Annotated in this window: 23 protein-coding genes and 1 riboswitch; of the genes, 12 read left to right on the top strand and 11 right to left on the bottom strand. The window is 60.5% G+C overall.

Translation table 11 applies throughout. From position 1 onward, the window contains the following. Positions 1-6: 6 nt before the first annotated feature. Entirely contained in the window at positions 7-951 is a 945-nt protein-coding gene (gene puuE, locus AC07R0_RS18955; protein ID WP_495105989.1) for an allantoinase PuuE, read from the bottom strand. 19 nt (positions 952-970) lie between these two features. After that, a complete protein-coding gene (locus AC07R0_RS18950; protein ID WP_495074578.1) occupies positions 971-1642 on the bottom strand; it encodes a GntR family transcriptional regulator in 672 nt (223 codons plus the stop codon). Positions 1643-1718: 76 nt separating this feature from the next. Between AC07R0_RS18950 and uraH the strand changes: the two genes are divergently transcribed. Then, positions 1719-2069 (top strand): hydroxyisourate hydrolase, encoded by a 351-nt coding sequence (uraH, locus tag AC07R0_RS18945; protein WP_495105988.1) that lies wholly within the window; start codon positions 1719-1721, stop codon positions 2067-2069. A gap of 72 nt (positions 2070-2141) precedes the next feature. Here the strand turns inward: uraH and AC07R0_RS18940 are convergent, their stop codons facing one another. Next, positions 2142-2666 (bottom strand): hypothetical protein, encoded by a 525-nt coding sequence (locus AC07R0_RS18940; protein WP_495105987.1) that lies wholly within the window; start codon positions 2664-2666, stop codon positions 2142-2144. Positions 2667-2731: 65 nt separating this feature from the next. Between AC07R0_RS18940 and xdhC the strand changes: the two genes are divergently transcribed. Continuing rightward, positions 2732-3538 carry a xanthine dehydrogenase accessory protein XdhC gene (gene xdhC, locus AC07R0_RS18935; RefSeq protein ID WP_495105986.1) on the top strand — a complete coding sequence of 269 codons (807 nt, stop codon included), beginning with the start codon at positions 2732-2734 and terminating at the stop codon, positions 3536-3538. Positions 3539-3679: 141 nt separating this feature from the next. Next, a complete protein-coding gene (locus AC07R0_RS18930; protein ID WP_495105985.1) occupies positions 3680-4906 on the top strand; it encodes a urate hydroxylase PuuD in 1227 nt (408 codons plus the stop codon). Between the two features lie 37 nt (positions 4907-4943). Here the strand turns inward: AC07R0_RS18930 and AC07R0_RS18925 are convergent, their stop codons facing one another. Beyond that, positions 4944-5315, bottom strand: coding sequence for a nuclear transport factor 2 family protein (locus AC07R0_RS18925; RefSeq protein ID WP_495074573.1), 372 nt, complete (start codon positions 5313-5315; stop codon positions 4944-4946). A 140-nt stretch (positions 5316-5455) separates the two neighbouring features. Between AC07R0_RS18925 and folE the strand changes: the two genes are divergently transcribed. Genes folE through AC07R0_RS18910 form a run of 3 tightly spaced genes read left to right on the top strand, consistent with a single transcriptional unit; the run spans position 5456 to position 7527 of the window. Next, positions 5456-6196: a GTP cyclohydrolase I gene (gene folE, locus AC07R0_RS18920; RefSeq protein WP_495074572.1), complete on the top strand. Its 741-nt coding sequence runs from the start codon at positions 5456-5458 to the stop codon at positions 6194-6196. A 4-nt stretch (positions 6197-6200) separates the two neighbouring features. Continuing rightward, positions 6201-6623 carry a BLUF domain-containing protein gene (locus AC07R0_RS18915; protein WP_490593039.1) on the top strand — a complete coding sequence of 141 codons (423 nt, stop codon included), beginning with the start codon at positions 6201-6203 and terminating at the stop codon, positions 6621-6623. Positions 6624-6654: 31 nt separating this feature from the next. After that, a complete protein-coding gene (locus AC07R0_RS18910) occupies positions 6655-7527 on the top strand; it encodes a DUF429 domain-containing protein (protein WP_495105984.1) in 873 nt (290 codons plus the stop codon). Positions 7528-7539: 12 nt separating this feature from the next. On the opposite strand, the gene AC07R0_RS18905 is transcribed toward AC07R0_RS18910, so the two are convergent. From AC07R0_RS18905 to gpmA, 6 genes are all read right to left on the bottom strand, one after another. After that, complete coding sequence (locus AC07R0_RS18905; protein WP_495074570.1) at positions 7540-8370, bottom strand: MinD/ParA family protein; 831 nt, start codon at positions 8368-8370, stop codon at positions 7540-7542. Between the two features lie 3 nt (positions 8371-8373). Further along, positions 8374-9141: a GGDEF domain-containing protein gene (locus AC07R0_RS18900; RefSeq protein ID WP_495074569.1), complete on the bottom strand. Its 768-nt coding sequence runs from the start codon at positions 9139-9141 to the stop codon at positions 8374-8376. Positions 9142-9234: 93 nt separating this feature from the next. Further along, positions 9235-10923, bottom strand: coding sequence for a SulP family inorganic anion transporter (locus tag AC07R0_RS18895; RefSeq protein ID WP_495105983.1), 1689 nt, complete (start codon positions 10921-10923; stop codon positions 9235-9237). Positions 10924-11012: 89 nt separating this feature from the next. After that, entirely contained in the window at positions 11013-11771 is a 759-nt protein-coding gene (locus AC07R0_RS18890; protein WP_495105982.1) for a HesA/MoeB/ThiF family protein, read from the bottom strand. A gap of 66 nt (positions 11772-11837) precedes the next feature. Beyond that, a complete protein-coding gene (locus AC07R0_RS18885; RefSeq protein ID WP_495105981.1) occupies positions 11838-13274 on the bottom strand; it encodes a S41 family peptidase in 1437 nt (478 codons plus the stop codon). A gap of 79 nt (positions 13275-13353) precedes the next feature. Then, positions 13354-14100: a 2,3-diphosphoglycerate-dependent phosphoglycerate mutase gene (gpmA, locus tag AC07R0_RS18880; protein WP_495074565.1), complete on the bottom strand. Its 747-nt coding sequence runs from the start codon at positions 14098-14100 to the stop codon at positions 13354-13356. Positions 14101-14210: 110 nt separating this feature from the next. On the opposite strand from gpmA, the gene AC07R0_RS18875 reads away from it, so the two are divergent. The 6 genes from AC07R0_RS18875 to flhC all read left to right on the top strand — a co-directional run bounded on the left by AC07R0_RS18875 (position 14211) and on the right by flhC (position 17634). Beyond that, positions 14211-14621: a rhodanese-like domain-containing protein gene (locus tag AC07R0_RS18875; RefSeq protein ID WP_495105980.1), complete on the top strand. Its 411-nt coding sequence runs from the start codon at positions 14211-14213 to the stop codon at positions 14619-14621. A gap of 46 nt (positions 14622-14667) precedes the next feature. After that, complete coding sequence (gene grxC, locus AC07R0_RS18870; RefSeq protein WP_495074563.1) at positions 14668-14928, top strand: glutaredoxin 3; 261 nt, start codon at positions 14668-14670, stop codon at positions 14926-14928. Between the two features lie 92 nt (positions 14929-15020). Beyond that, complete coding sequence (gene secB, locus AC07R0_RS18865) at positions 15021-15488, top strand: protein-export chaperone SecB (protein ID WP_495074562.1); 468 nt, start codon at positions 15021-15023, stop codon at positions 15486-15488. Between the two features lie 19 nt (positions 15489-15507). Then, positions 15508-16554, top strand: a complete 1047-nt coding sequence (locus AC07R0_RS18860; protein ID WP_495105979.1) for an NAD(P)H-dependent glycerol-3-phosphate dehydrogenase — start codon at positions 15508-15510, stop codon at positions 16552-16554. A 197-nt stretch (positions 16555-16751) separates the two neighbouring features. Then, positions 16752-17078, top strand: coding sequence for a flagellar transcriptional regulator FlhD (gene flhD / locus AC07R0_RS18855; RefSeq protein WP_490593027.1), 327 nt, complete (start codon positions 16752-16754; stop codon positions 17076-17078). Positions 17079-17088: 10 nt separating this feature from the next. Beyond that, positions 17089-17634, top strand: a complete 546-nt coding sequence (gene flhC, locus AC07R0_RS18850; RefSeq protein WP_490593026.1) for a flagellar transcriptional regulator FlhC — start codon at positions 17089-17091, stop codon at positions 17632-17634. Between the two features lie 26 nt (positions 17635-17660). Here the strand turns inward: flhC and AC07R0_RS18845 are convergent, their stop codons facing one another. After that, complete coding sequence (locus AC07R0_RS18845; RefSeq protein ID WP_495105978.1) at positions 17661-18140, bottom strand: 6,7-dimethyl-8-ribityllumazine synthase; 480 nt, start codon at positions 18138-18140, stop codon at positions 17661-17663. An 88-nt stretch (positions 18141-18228) separates the two neighbouring features. Then, a riboswitch (FMN riboswitch) is annotated at positions 18229-18383 on the bottom strand. Positions 18384-18410: the final 27 nt, after the last annotated feature.

Here is an 18410-nt window from a genome sequence, read left to right as displayed (position 1 = left end):
CGAGGCTCAGCCTTTGAAAGGGTGGGTTTCGTGCCAGTGGCGCGCTATATCGATGCGCCGGCAGATCCACACGCGCTCATGGCTTTGCACGTAGTCCAGGAATTTCTGCAGTGCGCCGAAGCGGCCAGGCCGTCCGAGCACGCGGCAGTGCATGCCAATGCTCATCATCTTCGGGGCTTCATCGCCCTCGGCGTACAGCACGTCGAAGCTGTCCTTCAGGTACTGCAGAAAGTGGTCACCTGTGTTGAAGCCTTGCACCTGCACGCAGCGCATGTCGTTGGTGTCCAGCGAGTAGGGCACGACCAGGCGCGGCTCTATTGTGCCGTCGCCCTTGGTGGTGGGCATCCAGAAGGGCAGGTCGTCGCCGTAGTAGTCACTGTCGTAGCTGAAGCCGCCCTGGTCGGCCAGCAGGCGGCGGGTGTTGGGGCTGTCGCGGCCGGTGTACCAGCCTTGGGGCCACTGGCCGCCGGTTAGCTTGCGGATGATTTCCGTGCCCACAGCCATGTGCTCGCGCTCGGTGGCTTCGGGCAGGTTTTGGTAGTGGATCCAGCGCCAGCCGTGGCAGGCGATTTCATGGCCCAGGTCGATGAAGGCCTGGGTCAGCTCGGGGTGGCGTTCCAGCGCCATGGAGACACCGAATATGGTCAGCGGCAAGCCGCGTTTTTCAAACTCGCGCAGGATGCGCCAGGCACCTACGCGTGAACCGTACTCGTACATGGACTCGATGGTCATGTGGCGGTCTGGGAAGGGCTGGGCAGTGATCAGCTCGGACAGAAATGTCTCCGATGCGGCGTCGCCATGCAGCACATTGTTTTCGCCGCCTTCTTCGTAGTTCAAAACAAACTGCACAGCGATCTTGGCCTGGTTGGGCCACTGCGCGTGGGGTACCTTGCGGCCATAGCCGACGAGGTCACGGGGATAGTGGGGGTGGGGGGCGGATGTCTCGGTCATAGGGCTCCTCAAGCACAAGTCAGGCCAGTGCCATTGCGATGTCGTTACTGGGAATTTTGCGGTCGAAGGCCAGACTGGCCTCCACGTGTTGCAGGTGTTCGTCCATCAGGCGCACGGCCAGGTCTTCGTCCTGTGCGGCGAGTGCTTGTATCAATGCGTCGTGTTCTTCGCTGGAGTGTTCGGCTGCGCTGTCGGGCTGGTACATCAGGGTGATCAGCGAGCAGCGAGACAGCAGTTCCACCATCATTTGCACCAGCACATCGTTGCCCAGCAGCTCGGTCATGCGGATGTGGAAGTCGCCCAGCAGCTCGGCGCGGTTGCTGTTGTCCTGGGTTTTGAGGGCGGATTTCTCCAGGGCCGAATGGTCGGTCAAGACCTTGAGTTTGGCTGGCGTCATGCTGCGGGCCAGGGAGCGGGTGATTTCCGCCTCCAGCATGCGGCGCACGGCAAATACCTGGCGTGCCTCTGCCACCGAAGGCGCGGCTACGAAGGCGCCACGGGCCGGCTCCAGGCGGATCAGGCCGTTTTGCGATAGCTGGAACAGGGCTTGCCTTACCAGGGTGCGCGAGACGCCGAAATGGTCGGCCAGCTTCTGCTCGGCCAGCTTGGTACCTGGGTGCAGCCGGTGCTCCACAATGGCCTTGGTCAGCGCTTCGACGATCGTATGGGTGTTGGTGGTGCTTGCTTCCATGCATCCATAATAGCGGAATTACTGAACTGTATACACATCTGTTTTACGTTTTGAAACCGTTTATGTGGAGATACCTATGGGACTGAGCACACACGTTTTGGACACCATGCACGGCTGTCCGGCCGCCGGCATGGCGGTGGATTTGTATGCCACCCAGGGCGACAGCAGCACCTTGCTGCAGCGCCATGTGCTGAACCACGACGGCCGCACGAATGCGCCGCTGTTTGACAACAACGCACTGCAGGTAGGCACCTATCGGCTGGTGTTTGATGTGGCGGCCTATTTTGCGGCGCGCGGCGTGGCGTTGCCGGAGCCGCAGTTTTTGAACAAGGTGAGCCTGGATTTCGGCGTGGCCGACACGACGCAGCACTACCACGTGCCGCTGCTGGTCAGCCCCTGGAGCTATTCGACCTACCGGGGGAGCTGATAGGTTCTTAAGGGAAATAGGCCGCTGGCGCAGGATTTACCTGCGCTGACAGCTATATTTTTTGTAGTGAACTTAGAGCTGGCCTTCGGTCAGCGTGTCCAGTTGGAACTGGCCGCTCTTGTCCCACAGCCAGGTATCGGTGTAGGTGACCTTGCCCATGCGGGAGGGAGGAGGGAAGGGGGCGGCAGCGCGCACGGTGCGCTCGATCTCGTCAATCACCTCTGGGGCATGTCTCGGCGCACGCATCCAGTGCAGGCCGGTCACCATGCCGTTGCGGTCCAGGTGCACTTCCAGCACGCCGATCGCGTACAGATTGGCTTGCAACTTGCCTTGGAAGATGCGTTCCGCATTGCGGTCATACAGGTGGCGGGCGGCATCGCGCCGGTAGTCGCGCGGGTTGGTGGCAACGGATATCTTGGGCGGCGCAGGCTGGGCCGGGCGAGGGCTGCTGGGCGCAGCGGTGTTGGGGGGCGACGGCGGGGTTGGCGTACCGGCTGGCTGCGGAGCTGGCGTGGAGTTGCAACCCGCGACCAAGGCCGCGGCGGCTGCGGACAGGCCGGCTAGTTTCAAACGCAGGTATTTGAGTTGTTTTTTCATTATTTTGAAGGCTTGGGGCAGCGCGTTCAGCCGTGCATACTGCACTCTTGGCCGGATTGCTTGCTGTGATACATATTGACGTTTTACTCCACCACTTGCAGTCCAAGGCTGCGGTGCTTATCTATGTAGAGTCTACCCAAGGCTCGGTGCCCCGTGAGTCCGGGACCTGGATGGCGGTGTTTGCCGACCATCTGGTGGGTACGATCGGTGGTGGCAATCTGGAGTTCCAGGCCATCGCTGAAGCCCGGGCGCGCTTGCAGGCCGGCGATGTTGCCGCAAAGACTTTGCGCTACCCCCTGGGCCCCAGCCTGGGCCAGTGCTGTGGTGGCGTGGTTTACCTTCGTTTTGAGTCCATTACGGCGGCGGATGCACCGCGTCTGCGTCAGCAGTGCGCCCAACCGCTCCGGCCGGTGGCCTTGTTTGGCGGCGGCCATGTGGGCCATGCCTTGGTACAGGTGTTGTCTCGCCTGCCATTCCAGCTGAGCTGGATAGATAGCCGCGACGGCATTTTCCCTGCCGATCTGCCGGCCCATGTGCATTGTGAACACTCCGACCCGGTGCAAAAAGCCGTGCCCGACCTGCGACCTGGCAGCCAGGTGCTGATCATGAGCTTCAGCCATGCCGAAGACCTGGATATCGTGGCGGCTTGCCTGCAGCGCCAGCGCAGCCAAGGTGACCTGCCTTTTATCGGCCTGATCGGCAGTCGTACCAAATGGGCCAGCTTTCGCCAGCGGCTGCAGGCCCGTGGTTTTAGCGAGGCCGAACTGGCCCGGGTGACCTGCCCGATCGGTGTGCCGGGCATTGCGGGTAAGGAGCCTGAGGTGATCGCGGTTGCGGTTGCGGCACAGTTGTTGCAAAGCATTACTCCATAGAATCACAGGTTCAGGTCGCAGCGGTGCAAGGCTTTCTCTCACAGCTTTTGTTCGCGATCTCTTTTTGCCTACAGTGCCCGCAGTGGTAGGCAGAGAAACTACTGGCGCCCCGTGCGGGTGCCGTCAAGTGTGAGAGTGCATATGGAAAGTTATTACCTCGACTGGGCCAACCTGCTGCTGCGCTGGGTCCACGTCATCACCGCCATCGCCTGGATTGGCTCTTCCTTTTACTTTGTGTTTCTCGACAGCAGCCTGACGCCGCCGGTCGATGAAGACCTTAAAAAACAGGGCGTCAGTGGCGAGCTGTGGGCCGTGCACGGCGGCGGTTTCTACCATCCGGTGAAGTTCGCCGGGGCGCCGCCGCACCTGCCCAAGCATCTGCACTGGTTTTACTGGGAAAGTTATTCCACCTGGCTGACCGGCTTTTCGCTGTTCACCGTGTCCTATCTGTGGAATGCCAGTACCTACCTGATCGACAAGTCGCTGATGAACTGGTCGCCTGGCGCGGCGATCGGTGTCGCGCTATCGTTCCTGGTGGTGTTTTGGATGTTCTATGACAGCATCTGCCAGCTGTTTGGCAAGCGCAAGCATGGCGACGCTATCGTTGGTGCGCTGGTGGCGGTGTTGGTCTGCGTGGCGGCCTGGTTGGCCTGCCATTGGTTTGCCGGGCGGGCGGCCTTTCTGCTGGTGGGCGCGATGATTGCCACCACCATGAGCGCGAATGTGTTCTTCTGGATCATCCCCGGCCAGCGCACCGTGGTGGCGGCCATCAAGGCCGGCCAGCCGGTGGACCCGATCCACGGCCAGCGTGGCAAGCAACGCAGCGTGCACAACACTTATTTCACGTTGCCGGTGCTGTTTGCCATGCTGAGCAACCACTACAGCTTTACCTACAGCCACCCACAGAACTGGCTGGTGCTGGTGCTGATGATGTTCGCGGGCGCGGCCATCCGCCAGTTCTTCGTGATGCGCCACGGCTATCTGCTGGGCCGCAACCGCCATCCCATAGCGTATGCCCTGGTCGGCCTGGCGGTGATCGTGGGGGCGATTGCGTGGATGCGGCCTGCACCCGTGGATGCTATAAGTTCCGTAGCTGCTCCCGCAGGTAATACAAGCGCTGTAGCTACATTTACTTATGAAAAGATACAGCCCGTGCTGGCGCAGCGCTGCTATATGTGCCACGGCCCCCAGGTGCAGATGAAGAATGTGCGTCTGGACTCACCGGCCGCCCTGCAGCAGCACGCACAGGCGGTGTACCAACAGGCGGTGGTGACGAAAATCATGCCGATGAACAACGCCACCGGCATCACCGATGCCGAGCGCGCAATGATTAAACAGTGGTTCGAATCGGGCGCCTCAACCCAGTAGTTCAGTACAGCAATCGGTGGAGGAGCTGGCTGCCAGCTTATTCCACCGGCGTGTAGTGCAGGTGCATGACTTGCCAGTCCTGCGCCTGCTTGCGCCAGAGTTCGCTGAAGTACACGCTACCCAGACGTTCTTCGTCGATCAGCGTATGGCTTTGGCCGGATACCACGACGAATTCCCCATGGTTTTGCAGCGACAGGCTGGCATCCTGCTTGCAGGCATTGCTGGGAAACCAACGGTCAGCCTGCACCGCACGGGAGATACCGTGCAATTGTTCCCATTTGGATTGCACTCCGGACGCATGCACCACGCAGAAGGAGTCGGCCTCCACACTGGCCATGAAGTCGGTGTCTCCTGCAAAGAAGGCCGCGTACCAGTTTTCACGTGTGTTGAGTAGGTCGATGTTGTCCATAGTTTCTTTTTGTGGGAGCCAGCGTTTCGAAAAAGGGGCTGATTATGCTGTGCTCGCAGCAGGCCCCGATGGGGCGACTTTGAAAAGGGCTTTGCAGTGCCTTCGCGCGGCGCTATTGCCTGCCCTGCTACCATTCTTGTATGTTAATGAAAACACCTGATGCTATGAATCCCACTGCGCTGGCTGATGCCCGAGACGGGGAAGGCACACCTGTATCCGTGAAAATTCGCGAACGGCTAAAGGCCGCGCGCAAGCGTTTCAACGCCAACGACAATATTTCCGAGTTCATCCAGCCGGGTGAGTTGGATGCCTTGCTGGATGAGGTCACCGTGCAAATGCAGGGTGTGCTGAATAGCATGGTGATCGATACCGAACACGACCACAATACCGAGAACACTGCCCGTCGTGTGGCAAAGATGTACCTGAAAGAGGTATTCAAGGGTCGTTATGTGGCGGCCCCCACCATCACCGAATTCCCCAACGCCGAGCATTTAAACGAGCTGATGATCGTCGGCCCGATCACCGTGCGCAGCGCCTGCTCGCACCATCTGTGCCCAGTCATGGGCCAGATCTGGATCGGCGTGCTGCCCAACGAGCACACCAATGTGATCGGTTTGTCGAAATATGCGCGCCTGGCCGAGTGGATCATGGGCCGCCCCCAGATCCAGGAAGAAGCGGTGGTGCAACTGGCCGACCTGATCCAGGAGAAGACCCAGCCGGACGGCCTGGCCATCGTGATGGAGGCCAGCCATTTCTGCATGGGCTGGCGCGGCGTGAAAGATGTGGACAGTAAGATGATCAACTCGGTCATGCGCGGTGCTTTCCTGAAGGACTCCAGCCTGCGCCGTGAATTCCTGTCTCTCCTCCCCAGAAAGGGCTAACACCATGCTTGTACGCTTGCTCTACGCCAGCCGCGCCCTGGATACCAGCCCTGCTGCGATTGAGGCCATCCTTGCGCAGTCGCGTCAATACAACCCGACCTGCGGCATCACCGGCATTCTTTGCTATGGCGGCGGTATCTTCCTGCAGGCCATTGAAGGCGGGCGCATGCCGGTCAATGAGCTGTACGGCCATATCCAGCGTGATGCGCGGCACAAAGACGTGGCGCTGCTGCATTTTGAAGAGATTTCCGAGCGCCGCTTTGGTGGCTGGACCATGGGCCAGGTGAATATCCAGCGGTTGAACCAGTCCATTCTCTTGAAATACGCAGAAAAGCCAGAGCTGGACCCGTATTCCGTGTCGGGCAAAGTCTCGTTGGCCCTGCTGGAAGAGCTGATGGCCACCGCATCGATTGTGGGCCGCGTCTAGACGTCTTCTAGTACTTGCTGCAGCTTGGGGCATGGGCTCTCCTGCGCTGCTGGGCTGTGACTTTTCCAGTAGTCCGACCCGGCATAAAAATATTGTGCTGGCCTGGGGCCACCATGCAGATGGATGCGTGGTGTTGACCCGGCTGGAGCGTTTATCTTCCCTGTCTGATTTTGCCGCCGTACTGGCCCAGCCCCAGGCCTGGGTCGGTGCATTCGATTTACCCTTTGGCCTGCCCCGCGAGCTGGTTGAAACCCTGGGTTGGCCGCTGCGCTGGCTGGACTGCATACGCCATTTTTCCGGCCTGGACCGGGCCCAGGTCCGGTCGCAGTTTGCGGCTTTTTGCGATGCCCGCCCGGCAGGCAGTAAGTTCGCCCACCGCGGCTGTGATTTTGCGGCTGGCTCCAGTCCGTCAATGAAGTGGGTGAACCCACCGGTTGCCTATATGTTGCATACGGGCGTTCCCTTGTTGCTGGATGCAGGGGTGGATTTCCCAGGTCTGTATTCTGGTGACCCCCGGCGCGCGGCCTTGGAGGCCTACCCCGGTTTGCTGGCGCGCCGGGTGCTGGACGGCTGGCAGCCGGGTGCCCTTGGCGTTGGACGGCGCAGTTATAAAAGCGATGACAAAGCCAAGCAAACGCCAGAGCGTCTGCAGGCGCGCCAAGACCTGGTGCAGGCTCTGGAATCGGGGCAGGGCGCCCATGGTGCGGTAGGTCTGGGGTTGCGTTTGGGTATCAATGCCGACCAGCGCAAAAGCCTGGTGGACGATGCCAGTGGCGATGCCCTGGATGCCGTGCTGTGCATGCTGCAGGCCGGGTGGGCCGCTGAGCAGCATGCAGCAGGTGTTGCCCGCTACGGCTTGCCCATTGACATGGACCCGCTGGAGGGGTGGATCATCACGGCCTGAGACGCTGCGTGCTCAAGCCTTGCTGAATTCCGTGGGGCTGATCACCGTTTCATCAAGCTTGCGTGCCAATTCGGACATCGCCAGCGCAGCGGGGCAACCCGGCGTGTTGACCAGCAGCAGCTGGCGTCGCATCACGGCTTCACGCACCGCCAGGTCGGCGGGAATGTCGCCTACGTGGATCAAGCGTACCGAGCGACCGGTGCCGGTGGTTACAAAGCGGTCCAGCACCTGCTGCAGCTGGGTGGTGATGGCTCGGCCATCGCCGGCACGCGCCGTCTGGTTGATGATCATGCGCACATGCTGGCGCTTTTGCTGGGTGGCCAGCACCTTGATGGCTGCATATGCGTCGGTAAGCGACGTGGGTTCGGGAGTGGCCACCACCAGTACTTCGGACGCCAGGGAGACCGAGAACAGCACCACATCCGAGATGCCTGCGCCGGTGTCCAGCAGCAGCACGTCATAACGCGGCACCAGGCTGCGCACTACCTGCAGGAATTCGTCGCGGACCTCTGGCGTCAGGCGTGAATACTCCACCATGCCTGAGCCGGCCAGCAGTACCGAGAAGCCGCCTGGTGCCTTGATGATGGCCTCGTCCAGCGTCGCCTTGCCGGTAAACACGTCATGCAGCGTGATCTTGGGGTGCAGGTTCAGCACCACATCCAGATTGGCCAAGCCCAGATCTGCATCCAGCACCAGCACGCGGTGGCCGCGCTTGGCCAATGCTGCAGCCAGATTGGCCGAGACAAAGGTTTTCCCTACACCGCCTTTTCCACTGGTGATGGCCAATACCTTGGCGCCGGCGCCCGCCGGAGTGGTCGAGGTTGTTGTATTGTTGTTACTCACGGCTTACCTTTGTGTAGCGCCATCAGAGGTGGCGCTAGACGACATTTCAACCCATGCCGGCTCGATGGCAGACAGGTGACCAAACAACAGATTTTTTTCTTCCGCGCTGACATTGCTTTCCGGTGGGGGCTCCAGGCATAGGCGGTTACGCCCGGTAGTTTTGGCTAAATAAAGTTGCTGGTCCGCCCGCTCCGTCCAGAGTTCGCTGGTAGACCGTATCCATTGCAGTGCAAATGCGCCACCGATGCTGATCGTAACCTTCAGATCGAGTCCGGGGGAGATTGGTATCACGGTATTTTCCACAGCCCTGCGTATGCGTTCGGCCACTACGTGGCCAAAGCTTGGTTGGCAAGATGGCAATATGACCACGAACTCTTCACCGCCAAAGCGTGCCAGCGTGTCCATGGGGCGCACACAGGTCTGCAAGGTCTTGGCAATCACCCGCAGGACTTCATCGCCAGCGGCGTGGCCATAGGTATCGTTCACCTTTTTGAAATGGTCAATGTCAATCATCAACAGCAGAGCTTCTTCGCCTGAGCGCGCCACACGGTCCACCTCGGAGGCCAGCACGGCATTAAAGTGGCGGCGGTTGGACAGGCCTGTGAGCGGGTCGCGCAGGGATAGATCGCACAAGCTGTCCAGGATATTTTGCAGGTACGCTGTGGGGTCGGCCACATCGGGTGCAGGCAGCTCTATCTGGAGCAGGGCGCAGGCCGGCTCCAGATGCAAACCGTGCAAATCGATGGAAAGTGAGGTTGCCGGTGCAGACACAAAAGTACCAATCAGTAGTGCAGAAAGTTTAACAGTAAGGTCATAAAAAGCGGTACTTGTGCAAGCAGCCCTTGATTGCGGTGCTACCCGGTGTCAGATCACGAAGTCTTGCAGCTCCTTTTGCAAAGCGATGAGCGCATCTTGGTCGGTGCGGTGTAGTTGTAACAGCTCCGGTGTGGATGTTACAGGGGGGAGCTCTCCGGCACGACGTAAAACTTGTTCGACCGGTAATTTCATTCCGCTTATGTGCAAGGTGATGCCTCGTTGCGCCAGGGACTGGCGCAGCTTGCCAAAGGTTTCCACGCCTGTGGCATCGATGCGGTTGATGGGTTGTGCAAACAGGCAGACCTGGCGTGTTCCGGGATGTTGCGCCAGATGTTCCATCAGCGTGCGCTCCAACGCACTGGCGGACGCGAAGTCGAGCTCGGCATCCATGCGCAGTGCATAGGTATCGGGTGCCAGCATCGGTAGTTGCCACAAGTGGCGATCCCGCAGGCTGCCATCCGGGTGCAGCCCGATCTCGATGATGCGAGGGTGCAGCCGGTGGTACAGAAAATGGGACAAGCCTATCAGCAGCCCGGCCAGCACACCCCAGTACAGCCGGGGCGCGGTTGTCAGGGTCAGCACAAAGGTGGTGGCGCAGGTCAGGGCTTCCACCGGTGCTGCGCGCCAAATGCGGCGCAGTTCAGCCGGCTGCAGCAGGCTGGACACGGCGGCCACCACCACGGCTGCCAACACGGCCTGGGGCACGTGGTAGAGCAAGGGTGTTAGCCACAACAGCACCAGCAGCACCAGGAGTACCGAGAAAATCGTTGCCCAGCCGGTCTTGGCGCCGGCATAGAGGTTGATGGCCGAGCGCGAAAACGAGGAGCTGGTGGGAAACGCACCGCACAGGCCCGATGCGATTTTGGCCATACCCTGGCCGATCAAATCCTGGTTCTCGTTCCAGCGCTTGCCGCTGCGCTGGCTGTCCACCTTGGCGCTAGAGGCGGTTTCCAGAAAACTTATCAACGTCAGCACCAGAGTAGGGAGGGTCAGACTGCCCAGCTCGGACCAGCCCAGCATGGCGGGCCATTGCAAGGAGGGCAGGCCTGCGGGCAGGTGGCCAACGACCGCGCCGCCATGGTCGGCAAAACCCAGCTGGGCACTCAGCGCAGCACTGGCGACGACCAGCAGCATCAAGGTGGGAAACTTGGGCAGCCAGCGCTTGCCCATGGCTAGAACTGCCCAGGCACCGAGGCCAAAGGCTGCAGCCTGCAGGTCCATCGCGGGCTGTTGCAACAAGCTGGACAGAGAGCCGCGCATGCCCAACAACGCAGGCAATTGAGACAGCAGAATCAGTACGGCTGCAGCCTGGGTGAAACCTGTCAAGACCGGTGCGCTGACCAGGTTCAGCAGCCAACCAAAGCGTCCCAGACCTAGCAATACTTGCAGAAGGCCGCATAGCAGAGCCAGCCAGACGGCCAATTTCACCCATTGGGCGCTGCCCGGCTCGGCCATGCCTAGCAGCGCGCTGCCCACCAGCAGTGCACTCAGGGCCGTAGGACCTACGGACAAGCGGGTCGATGAACTCCACAGCACGGCAACCAAAGCCGGCAGCATGGAGGCGTAAATGCCGGTGACCAGCGGCATACCTGCCAGCGCGGCATAGGCGACGCCCTGGGGGATGAGCATCATGCCTACGGTCAAGCCCGCCCAGAGTTCGCCCACCAGCGTGCTGCGATCAGGTCGGGGCCAGGCCAGGAAGGGAAACCAACGCTGTAGTCGTGCCGCAGTATTCATTGGCAATGTGGGGCGAAGATGTGGAACTTTTTTAGCGCTCTCCGCATATATTGCCTGGGCTTCTAGCTATGAAAATAGGAGTATACGGGTCAGGATGTATGCCGCTGACCGCAGACGCTGCAGCCTGGGTCACGGGGAATGCGAATTTCATTCCAGGCCATGCTGCGGGCATCCAGCATTTGCAGCCGACCGGCCAGGGAGCTGCCTGCGCCGCTCAGCAGTTTGATGGCCTCGGTGGCCTGCATGGCACCAACGATGCCGACCAGTGGTGCCAGCACACCCATGACTGCGCACCGGGTTTCCTCGAAATCCTCACTGGGTGGGAAGACACAGGCATAGCAAGGCGATAGCGGCGAGCGTGGGTCGAATACGCTGATTTGTCCGTCCATGCGGATGGCGGCGCCTGACACCAGTGGTTTGCCGTGGCGCACGCAGGCTGCGTTGATGGCGTGCCGGGTGGCAAAGTTGTCGCAGCAGTCCACCACCACATCCGCATCTGCCACCAGGCGGTCCAGCAGCTCGGCATCGGCACGGGCCTGGATGGGGTTGATCTGGATTTCAGGATTGATGGCTTCCATGGACTGGCGGGCCGAGTCCACCTTGGCGCTGCCGACACGCTCGAGCGTATGGGCGATTTGCCGCTGCAGATTGGTCAGGTCTACCGTGTCGTGGTCCACCAGACTGATCTGGCCCACGCCCGCAGTCGCCAGGTAGAGGGCAACGGGTGAGCCCAGTCCGCCCGCGCCAATCACCAGCGCCCGGGACGCCAGCAGGCGCTCCTGGCCTTCAATCCCGATGTCGTCCAGTAGGATGTGGCGTGAATAGCGTAGAAGTTGCTCGTCGTTCATGCGGCAATTGTCGTGGACAAAGAAAAATGCCCCGTAAGCCGGGGCATTGTGTAGGGGCAAAGGCGCTTAATTCTCTTTTTTCTCTTCTGCGCGTTCTGTTTGTGTCTTGCTGACCAGCACTGGCCGGCCTTTCAGCTGATTGATGGCCTGGATCAGCTGGAAGTCCTTGTCGCTGCCGAACTCGGGAGCTGGCTTGCGCTCGGGAATCGGCTTGAGTGCCTCGGCTTCCAGTCGCTTGCGGGCTTCCTCGCGGGCTTTTTCACGGGTTTCGTCTTTCTTCTCTTCACCTTGACCGCTGTTCAGGTGCTTGTCCAAATCGGCTTCGCGCATGCGCAGAGCCGCGTAGGGGCTGCCTTCTTCGGAGTCGTCCACCATCACGTCCGGCACGATGCCTTTGGCCTGGATGGATTTGCCGCTAGGTGTGTAGTAGCGCGCGGTAGTCAGCTTCAGGCCGGTGTCCGGTCCCAGGGGGCGCACGGTTTGCACCGAGCCTTTGCCAAAGGTCTGGCTGCCCATCAGGGTGCCGCGCTTGTAGTCCTGCAGGGCGCCGGCCACGATTTCGCTGGCCGAAGCCGAGCCTTCGTTTACCAGCACCACCAGCGGCACGGTCTTCAGGGCTGCGGGCAGGTGGGCGAGGGGGTCGGTGCCACGGCGCTGGTAAAACTCGGGCGAGGCCTTGTAGGTGAACTTGCTGTCTGCCAACTGGCCGTTGGTGGACACCACGGTCACGTTTTCAGGCAAGAAGGCGGCCGACACGGCGACCGCGGCATCCAGCAGGCCACCGGGGTCGTTGCGCAAATCCAGTACCAGGCCCTTGAGCTTGGGTTCCTGTTTGTAGATGTCTTCGATCTTGCGGGCGAAGTCTTCTACCGTACGGTCTTGGAACTGGCTTAGGCGGATCCAGGCATAGCCGGGCTCGACCACCTTGGCACGTACCGATTGGGTGCGGATTTCTTCGCGGGTGATGGTGACCGGGAAGCTGCGGTTTTCATCCTTGCGGAAGATCGTCAAGCTGACCTTGGTATTGGGCTCACCGCGCATGCGCTTGACGGCTTCGTTCAATGCCAGGCCTTTGACCGCCGTGTCGTCGATCTTGGTGATCAGGTCATTGGGCTTCAGGCCGGCACGGAAGGCCGGGGAGCCTTCGATGGGTGAAACCACCTTGACCAAGCCGTCTTCCTGGGTGATTTCGATGCCCACACCGACAAAGCGGCCGGTTGTGCCTTCGCGGAATTCCTTGAAAGACTTTTTGTCAAAGTACTGCGAATGGGGGTCCAGGCTGGCAACCATGCCGGAGATGGCATCGCTGATCAGCTTTTTCTCGTCCACCGGCTCCACATAGTCTGTTTTGACCATGCCGAAGACCGCAGCCAGTTGTTGCAGCTCTTCCAGCGGCAGTGGCGCCATCGCGCCCCGCGCAACAGTTTGCAGCGAGACCGTGGTTAAGGCCCCGGCGATAGCACCGGCGGCAACCCAGCCGGTAATTTTGAGTTTCTGGCCCATAAGCATCTTTCAAGTCGCTGTCAATATACACGTTGATATCCGTTTGTACGGATACGTTCCATGTAAACCTTTTTGAAGCCTATTTCTTTTGGCCTTGGGCGGCAACTGCAGCCGCTGCCTTGGCTGCAGCTTCGGCATCGCCCAGGTAGTAGTGGCGAATGGGTTTCAGGTCGGCGTCCAGTTCGTACACCAGGGGGATGCCGTTGGGGATGTTCAGGCCCACGATATCGTCGTCGGAGATGTTGTCCAGGTACTTGATCAGCGCACGGATGGAGTTGCCATGCGCGGCCAGTACCACGCGTTTGCCCGCCTTGATGGCTGGGGCCATGGATTCGTTCCAGAAGGGTAGCACGCGGGCGACCGTATCTTTCAGGCACTCGGTCAGCGGGATTTGCTCAGGTGACTGTTTGGCGTAGCGGATGTCGCCGCGCTCGCTGCGTGGATCGGTGGCTTCCAGGGCCGGTGGCGGCGTGTCGTAGCTGCGGCGCCAGACCAGCACCTGGTCATCGCCGTACTGCTTGGCGGTTTCGGCCTTGTTCAGGCCTTGCAGTGCGCCGTAGTGGCGTTCGTTCAGGCGCCAGCTGTGCACCACGGGTAGCCAGGTGCGGTCCATCTGGTCCAGGCAGTGCCACAGGGTGTGGGTGGCGCGCTTGAGCACGCTGGTGTAGGCCACGTCGAACTCGTAGCCATCGGCCTTTAGCAGGCGGCCGGATTGCTTGGCTTGCTCGATGCCGGTTTCGGTCAGGGGCACATCGGTCCAGCCCGTGAAGCGGTTTTCAAGATTCCAGGTGGATTCGCCGTGGCGGATCAGAACGAGTTTGTACATGTGGCGTGTAGGCAGGTTGAATTTAAATAGCGTCCCAAGCGAGCGCTACCCCGCCATTCTAAAATCGCCGGTTCGGGCAAGTCCCGGTTAACCCCAAATAAAGGTGCAAAGTGAAGTTTTTACTGGATAACTGGATGTTGATAGCGGTGGCGGTGGCCTCCGGTGCGGGCTTGTTGTGGCCGGTCCTGGCCAATGGCGCCAAAGCTGGAACCCTGACGGCCAACGGTGCTGTGCAGCGCATCAACCGCGAAAAAGCCGTGGTGGTGGACGTGAGCGAAGCCGAAGAGTTCGCTGTCGGCCATGTGGGTGGTGCCAAGAACGTTCCTTTGGCCCAGCTGGAAGACAAGCTCACCAGCACGGTGAAGAACAAGAGCCTGCCCTTGATCCTGGTATGCGCCACAGGCGCGCGTGCCAACCGCGCCTTGGCTGTGGCCAAAAAGCTGGGCTACGAGCAGGCCGAAGTGCTCAGCGGCGGCCTGAAGGCCTGGAAAGAAGCCAATCTGCCGATTGAAAAGTCCTGATACGGCCTTAAATAAAGTTTTGTGTTTTTGCCGAAAGTAACTGCCCATGCAAGTTGTGAAGATGTACACCACCGCTGTTTGCCCGTATTGCATACGCGCCAAGCAAATCCTTAAGAGCAAGGGTGTGGAGTCGATTGACGAGATCCGCATAGACCAACTGCCGGATGCGCGGGCGACCATGATGGAAATCACCGGCCGCCGCACCGTGCCGCAAATCTTTATCGGTGATACCCATGTGGGTGGTTGTGATGACCTGGTGGCGCTGGATGGCCGGGGTGGTTTGCTGCCCTTGCTGAACGCGGCGTGAAGCGTCATCCCGATCGGCAATAATCCGTCTGCTTTTTAGCCCGCCGAGCTGTTTTGGCGGGCTTTGTTTTTGATTCGAATTGAAAGAATTACATGTCCGAGCAACAAGATCCCGTATTCCAAATCCAGCGCGTTTACCTGAAAGAGGCTTCGCTGGAGCAGCCCAATTCCCCCGGCATACTGCTGGACCCGGCCCAGCCTTCGGTGGAAATCCAACTCGGTGTGGAAGCCAACCCTGTGGCCGACGGCATTTTTGAAGTGGCGGTGACCGCCACCGTACAAACCAAGATTGCTGAAAAAACCGTGTTCCTGGTGGAAGCTAAGCAAGCCGGTATTTTTGAAATCCGCAATATGTCGCAAGAGCAGATGGGCCCGATCATCGGTATTGCCTGCCCGCAAATCGTCTACCCCTACCTGCGCGGCAACGTGGCCGACCTGGTGCAGCGCGCGGGCTTCCCGCAAGTGCATCTGGCGGAAATCAACTTCCAGGCTATGTACGAACAGCAGCAAGCCAACGCAGCTGCCGCTTCGGCTGAAGCGCCCACTGCCACGCTGCAGTAAGCCCATAGCCCAGCCTGCCATGAAAATTGTCGTGCTGGGCGCGGGTGCGTGGGGTACGGCGCTGGCCATCAGCGCCGCCCAAAACCCGTCTGCGCACCACGCCGTCACGCTGTGGGCGCGCGATCCGCAACAGGCGACAGCCATGCAGGCCGATCGCTGCAATGCCCGGTATCTGCCGGGCATTCGCTTTCCGGATGCGTTGCAACTCTGCTCCTCCACCGTAGAAGACCTGGCCAGCCTGCTTGCCGGGCACGACCTGGTGATCGTCGGCACGCCCATGTCGGGCCTGCGTTCCATGCTGGGCTTGGTGGCCGCGTGCGCTGCGCCGGTCGCCTGGCTGTGCAAGGGTTTCGAGCCACCGGGTTCCAAGTCTTTTGGGCTGCTAGCGCACGAAATACGTGCGCAGGTAGCTACTGAATTAATAGCAAAAAATCCGCAATGGCAGGACGCCGGCTACGGCGTTCTGAGCGGCCCCAGCTTTGCCCAGGAAGTGGCGCGGGGCCAGCCCACGGCGCTGGTGGCTGCCAGCCACCAGGCCCACGTGCGCGATGCCTTGGTGACGGCATTCCATAGCCCGGCGCTGCGCGTATACGCCAGCGACGATGTGGCCGGTGTGGAGGTTGGCGGCGCGGTGAAGAACGTGCTGGCGATTGCCACCGGCTTGTGTGATGGCCTGCACCTGGGCCTGAATGCGCGGGCCGCCCTGGTCACACGGGGCCTGGCCGAGATGACGCGCCTGGGCTTGGCCTTGGGTGCCAAGGCCGAGACCTTTATGGGTTTGTCCGGCCTGGGCGATCTGGTACTCACCGCTACAGGAGACCTTAGCCGCAACCGCCAAGTGGGTTTGCTGTTGGCCCAGGGCCACAGTCTGGAGCAGGCAGTGGCTTCTTTGGGCCACGTGGCCGAGGGCGTGTACAGCGCCCGCACGGTGCTGCAACGCGCCCAGGCCCTGGGTGTGGATATGCCGATTACCGAGGGCGTGGTGGCCTTGCTGGACGGACGTATGCGCCCGGCTGACGTGGTCTCCGCTCTGATGGGGCGGGACCCGGTCGCGGAACTGCCCTGAGCGGGCTGACAAGCGTGTAAGAAAAAACCTTACACGCGCCCTTGAAAGCCTGACATGCGGGATGGCTCTACCCCGACTTAATTTTTGATTGGGGGGTATTCACAATCCATTTCAACGGATCGGGAAGAAGCAATTTGCGACAAGCAATATGCGGCCTGAACTGGGCTTGAACGGGGTCAGCCCCAAAGGACATCACCATGAACAGCGAACAGATCATTGCCGAAATCCGCGAGGCCAATCTGACGTACCTCATGCTGGCGCAAAGCCTGATTCGGCAGGACAAGGCCGAGGCCTTGTTCCGCTTGGGCATCAATGAAGAAGCAGCCGACATCCTCGGCGCATTGTCGGCAGCACAAATTTTGAAACTGGCCTCGGGCAATATGCTGCTGTGCCACTTCCGCGTGGAAGACAGCCTGGTGTGGAGCTTGTTGACCAACCACGACATCAAGAAGGTGGGCAACTCGGCCACCAACATCTTGCACGCCAACATCCTGATGGCTGGCCGCGTGGCCGAAGTCCTGTAAGGAGCGCACCATGGCAACCAAACCCGTCAAGAGCGTGCTGCAGGATTCCCAGCAAATTGAACGTGCCGCGATGCTGATCCGCATGGGCGCACGCATGCAGGTGCTGGAGTCGGAGACCGACCTGTCCTACGAGCGCCTGCTGCGCCTGTACAAGGAAGTGTCGGGCAAGTCGCCAAGCAAAGGCCAATTGCCGTTCTCCACCGACTGGTTTTTGTCGTGGCAAGAAAACATCCATTCGTCGCTGTTTCTCAACATCTACGAATATTTGTCCAAGAGCGTGGACCTGGACTCGATCGACACGTTGACCAAGGCCTACCGCTTGTACAGCGAGCAGATCCTGGCCGCCGAGATCGACCCGCTGCTGTCCTTTACCCGCGCCTGGCGCCTGGTGAAGTTTGTCGATGCGAACATGCTGAACATGACGCAGTGCAGCGGTTGCGGTGGCAAGTTCGTCACCGAGCTGTATGAGAACCCCCGCCAGTATGTGTGCGGCCTGTGCAGCCCACCGGCACGTGCCGGCAAGTGCAAGGGTGAACGCACACTGATGCTGCACTAAGGCAACAGGCCCTTAGCAGCTGCTTCTTACTTCGTCAGCGCGTCCAGCTGGCGCAGGCTGGTCACCGTGCGCAGGCAGGCCTGGGCCACTTCCACACCCTTGTGTACGAAGTGGTCGCTGAAGAACTGCTGGTGCTCGGCACCGGCATGGAAGTGGTGCGGTGTCAGCACGGCAGAGAACACTGGCACACCGGTTTCCAACTGCACCGACATCAGGCCCTGGATCACCGCAGTGGCCACGAATTCATGGCGGTAAATACCGCCGTCCACGACCAGCGCGCCGGCCACGATGGCATCGAACTGGCCAGACTGGGCCAGCTTCTTGGCGTGCAGCGGAATCTCGAAAGCACCGGGCAGTTCAATCACGGTAATGGATTCACGGGCAACGCCGTGGCGGGCCATTTCAGCCAGAAAGCCGTCGCGCGCCTGGTTGACGATGTCGGCGTGCCAGGTGGCTTGGACGAAGGCAACGCGGATGTTGCCGGAGAATTTTGCGGTCGTGGTCATAGGGCTTCAACACATTAAAAGTTTCCAAACCCAGGACGCACGCGCACCCGCCCAGCCAAGCGCCGCGCACGGCACAAGGCTGCAAGGGACGCGTTCTCTTGCATCCGGACTATGACCGTCGGCTTCGGAATCAAACCGAAATCTGCTGACCCTGCGGATGTTTGCCATCTGCAGGCGCTCGCGGGCTTGTGCATTGCTGCCATTACCGCCGGTGGGGAATTTCACCCCGCCCTGAGAACGCTGCTGCGCACCAACAAGTGCGCACCCTGT

The organism is Rhodoferax sp. GW821-FHT07F03 (assembly GCF_059418745.1).
This window is presented reverse-complemented; position numbering and strand designations above follow the sequence as displayed.

Bases quoted from the DNA above. Each gene is read 5' to 3' on its own strand.
- puuE (WP_495105989.1), bottom strand. From the start codon at position 951: ATGACCGAGACATCCGCCCCCCACCCCCACTATCCCCGTGACCTCGTC.
- AC07R0_RS18950 (WP_495074578.1), bottom strand. From the start codon at position 1,642: ATGGAAGCAAGCACCACCAACACCCATACGATCGTCGAAGCGCTGACC.
- uraH (WP_495105988.1), top strand. From the start codon at position 1,719: ATGGGACTGAGCACACACGTTTTGGACACCATGCACGGCTGTCCGGCC.
- AC07R0_RS18940 (WP_495105987.1), bottom strand. From the start codon at position 2,666: ATGAAAAAACAACTCAAATACCTGCGTTTGAAACTAGCCGGCCTGTCC.
- AC07R0_RS18930 (WP_495105985.1), top strand. From the start codon at position 3,680: ATGGAAAGTTATTACCTCGACTGGGCCAACCTGCTGCTGCGCTGGGTC.
- AC07R0_RS18925 (WP_495074573.1), bottom strand. From the start codon at position 5,315: ATGGACAACATCGACCTACTCAACACACGTGAAAACTGGTACGCGGCC.
- folE (WP_495074572.1), top strand. From the start codon at position 5,456: ATGTTAATGAAAACACCTGATGCTATGAATCCCACTGCGCTGGCTGAT.
- AC07R0_RS18915 (WP_490593039.1), top strand. From the start codon at position 6,201: ATGCTTGTACGCTTGCTCTACGCCAGCCGCGCCCTGGATACCAGCCCT.
- AC07R0_RS18910 (WP_495105984.1), top strand. From the start codon at position 6,655: ATGGGCTCTCCTGCGCTGCTGGGCTGTGACTTTTCCAGTAGTCCGACC.
- AC07R0_RS18895 (WP_495105983.1), bottom strand. From the start codon at position 10,923: ATGAATACTGCGGCACGACTACAGCGTTGGTTTCCCTTCCTGGCCTGG.
- AC07R0_RS18890 (WP_495105982.1), bottom strand. From the start codon at position 11,771: ATGAACGACGAGCAACTTCTACGCTATTCACGCCACATCCTACTGGAC.
- AC07R0_RS18885 (WP_495105981.1), bottom strand. From the start codon at position 13,274: ATGGGCCAGAAACTCAAAATTACCGGCTGGGTTGCCGCCGGTGCTATC.
- gpmA (WP_495074565.1), bottom strand. From the start codon at position 14,100: ATGTACAAACTCGTTCTGATCCGCCACGGCGAATCCACCTGGAATCTT.
- grxC (WP_495074563.1), top strand. From the start codon at position 14,668: ATGCAAGTTGTGAAGATGTACACCACCGCTGTTTGCCCGTATTGCATA.
- secB (WP_495074562.1), top strand. From the start codon at position 15,021: ATGTCCGAGCAACAAGATCCCGTATTCCAAATCCAGCGCGTTTACCTG.
- AC07R0_RS18860 (WP_495105979.1), top strand. From the start codon at position 15,508: ATGAAAATTGTCGTGCTGGGCGCGGGTGCGTGGGGTACGGCGCTGGCC.
- flhD (WP_490593027.1), top strand. From the start codon at position 16,752: ATGAACAGCGAACAGATCATTGCCGAAATCCGCGAGGCCAATCTGACG.
- flhC (WP_490593026.1), top strand. From the start codon at position 17,089: ATGGCAACCAAACCCGTCAAGAGCGTGCTGCAGGATTCCCAGCAAATT.
- AC07R0_RS18845 (WP_495105978.1), bottom strand. From the start codon at position 18,140: ATGACCACGACCGCAAAATTCTCCGGCAACATCCGCGTTGCCTTCGTC.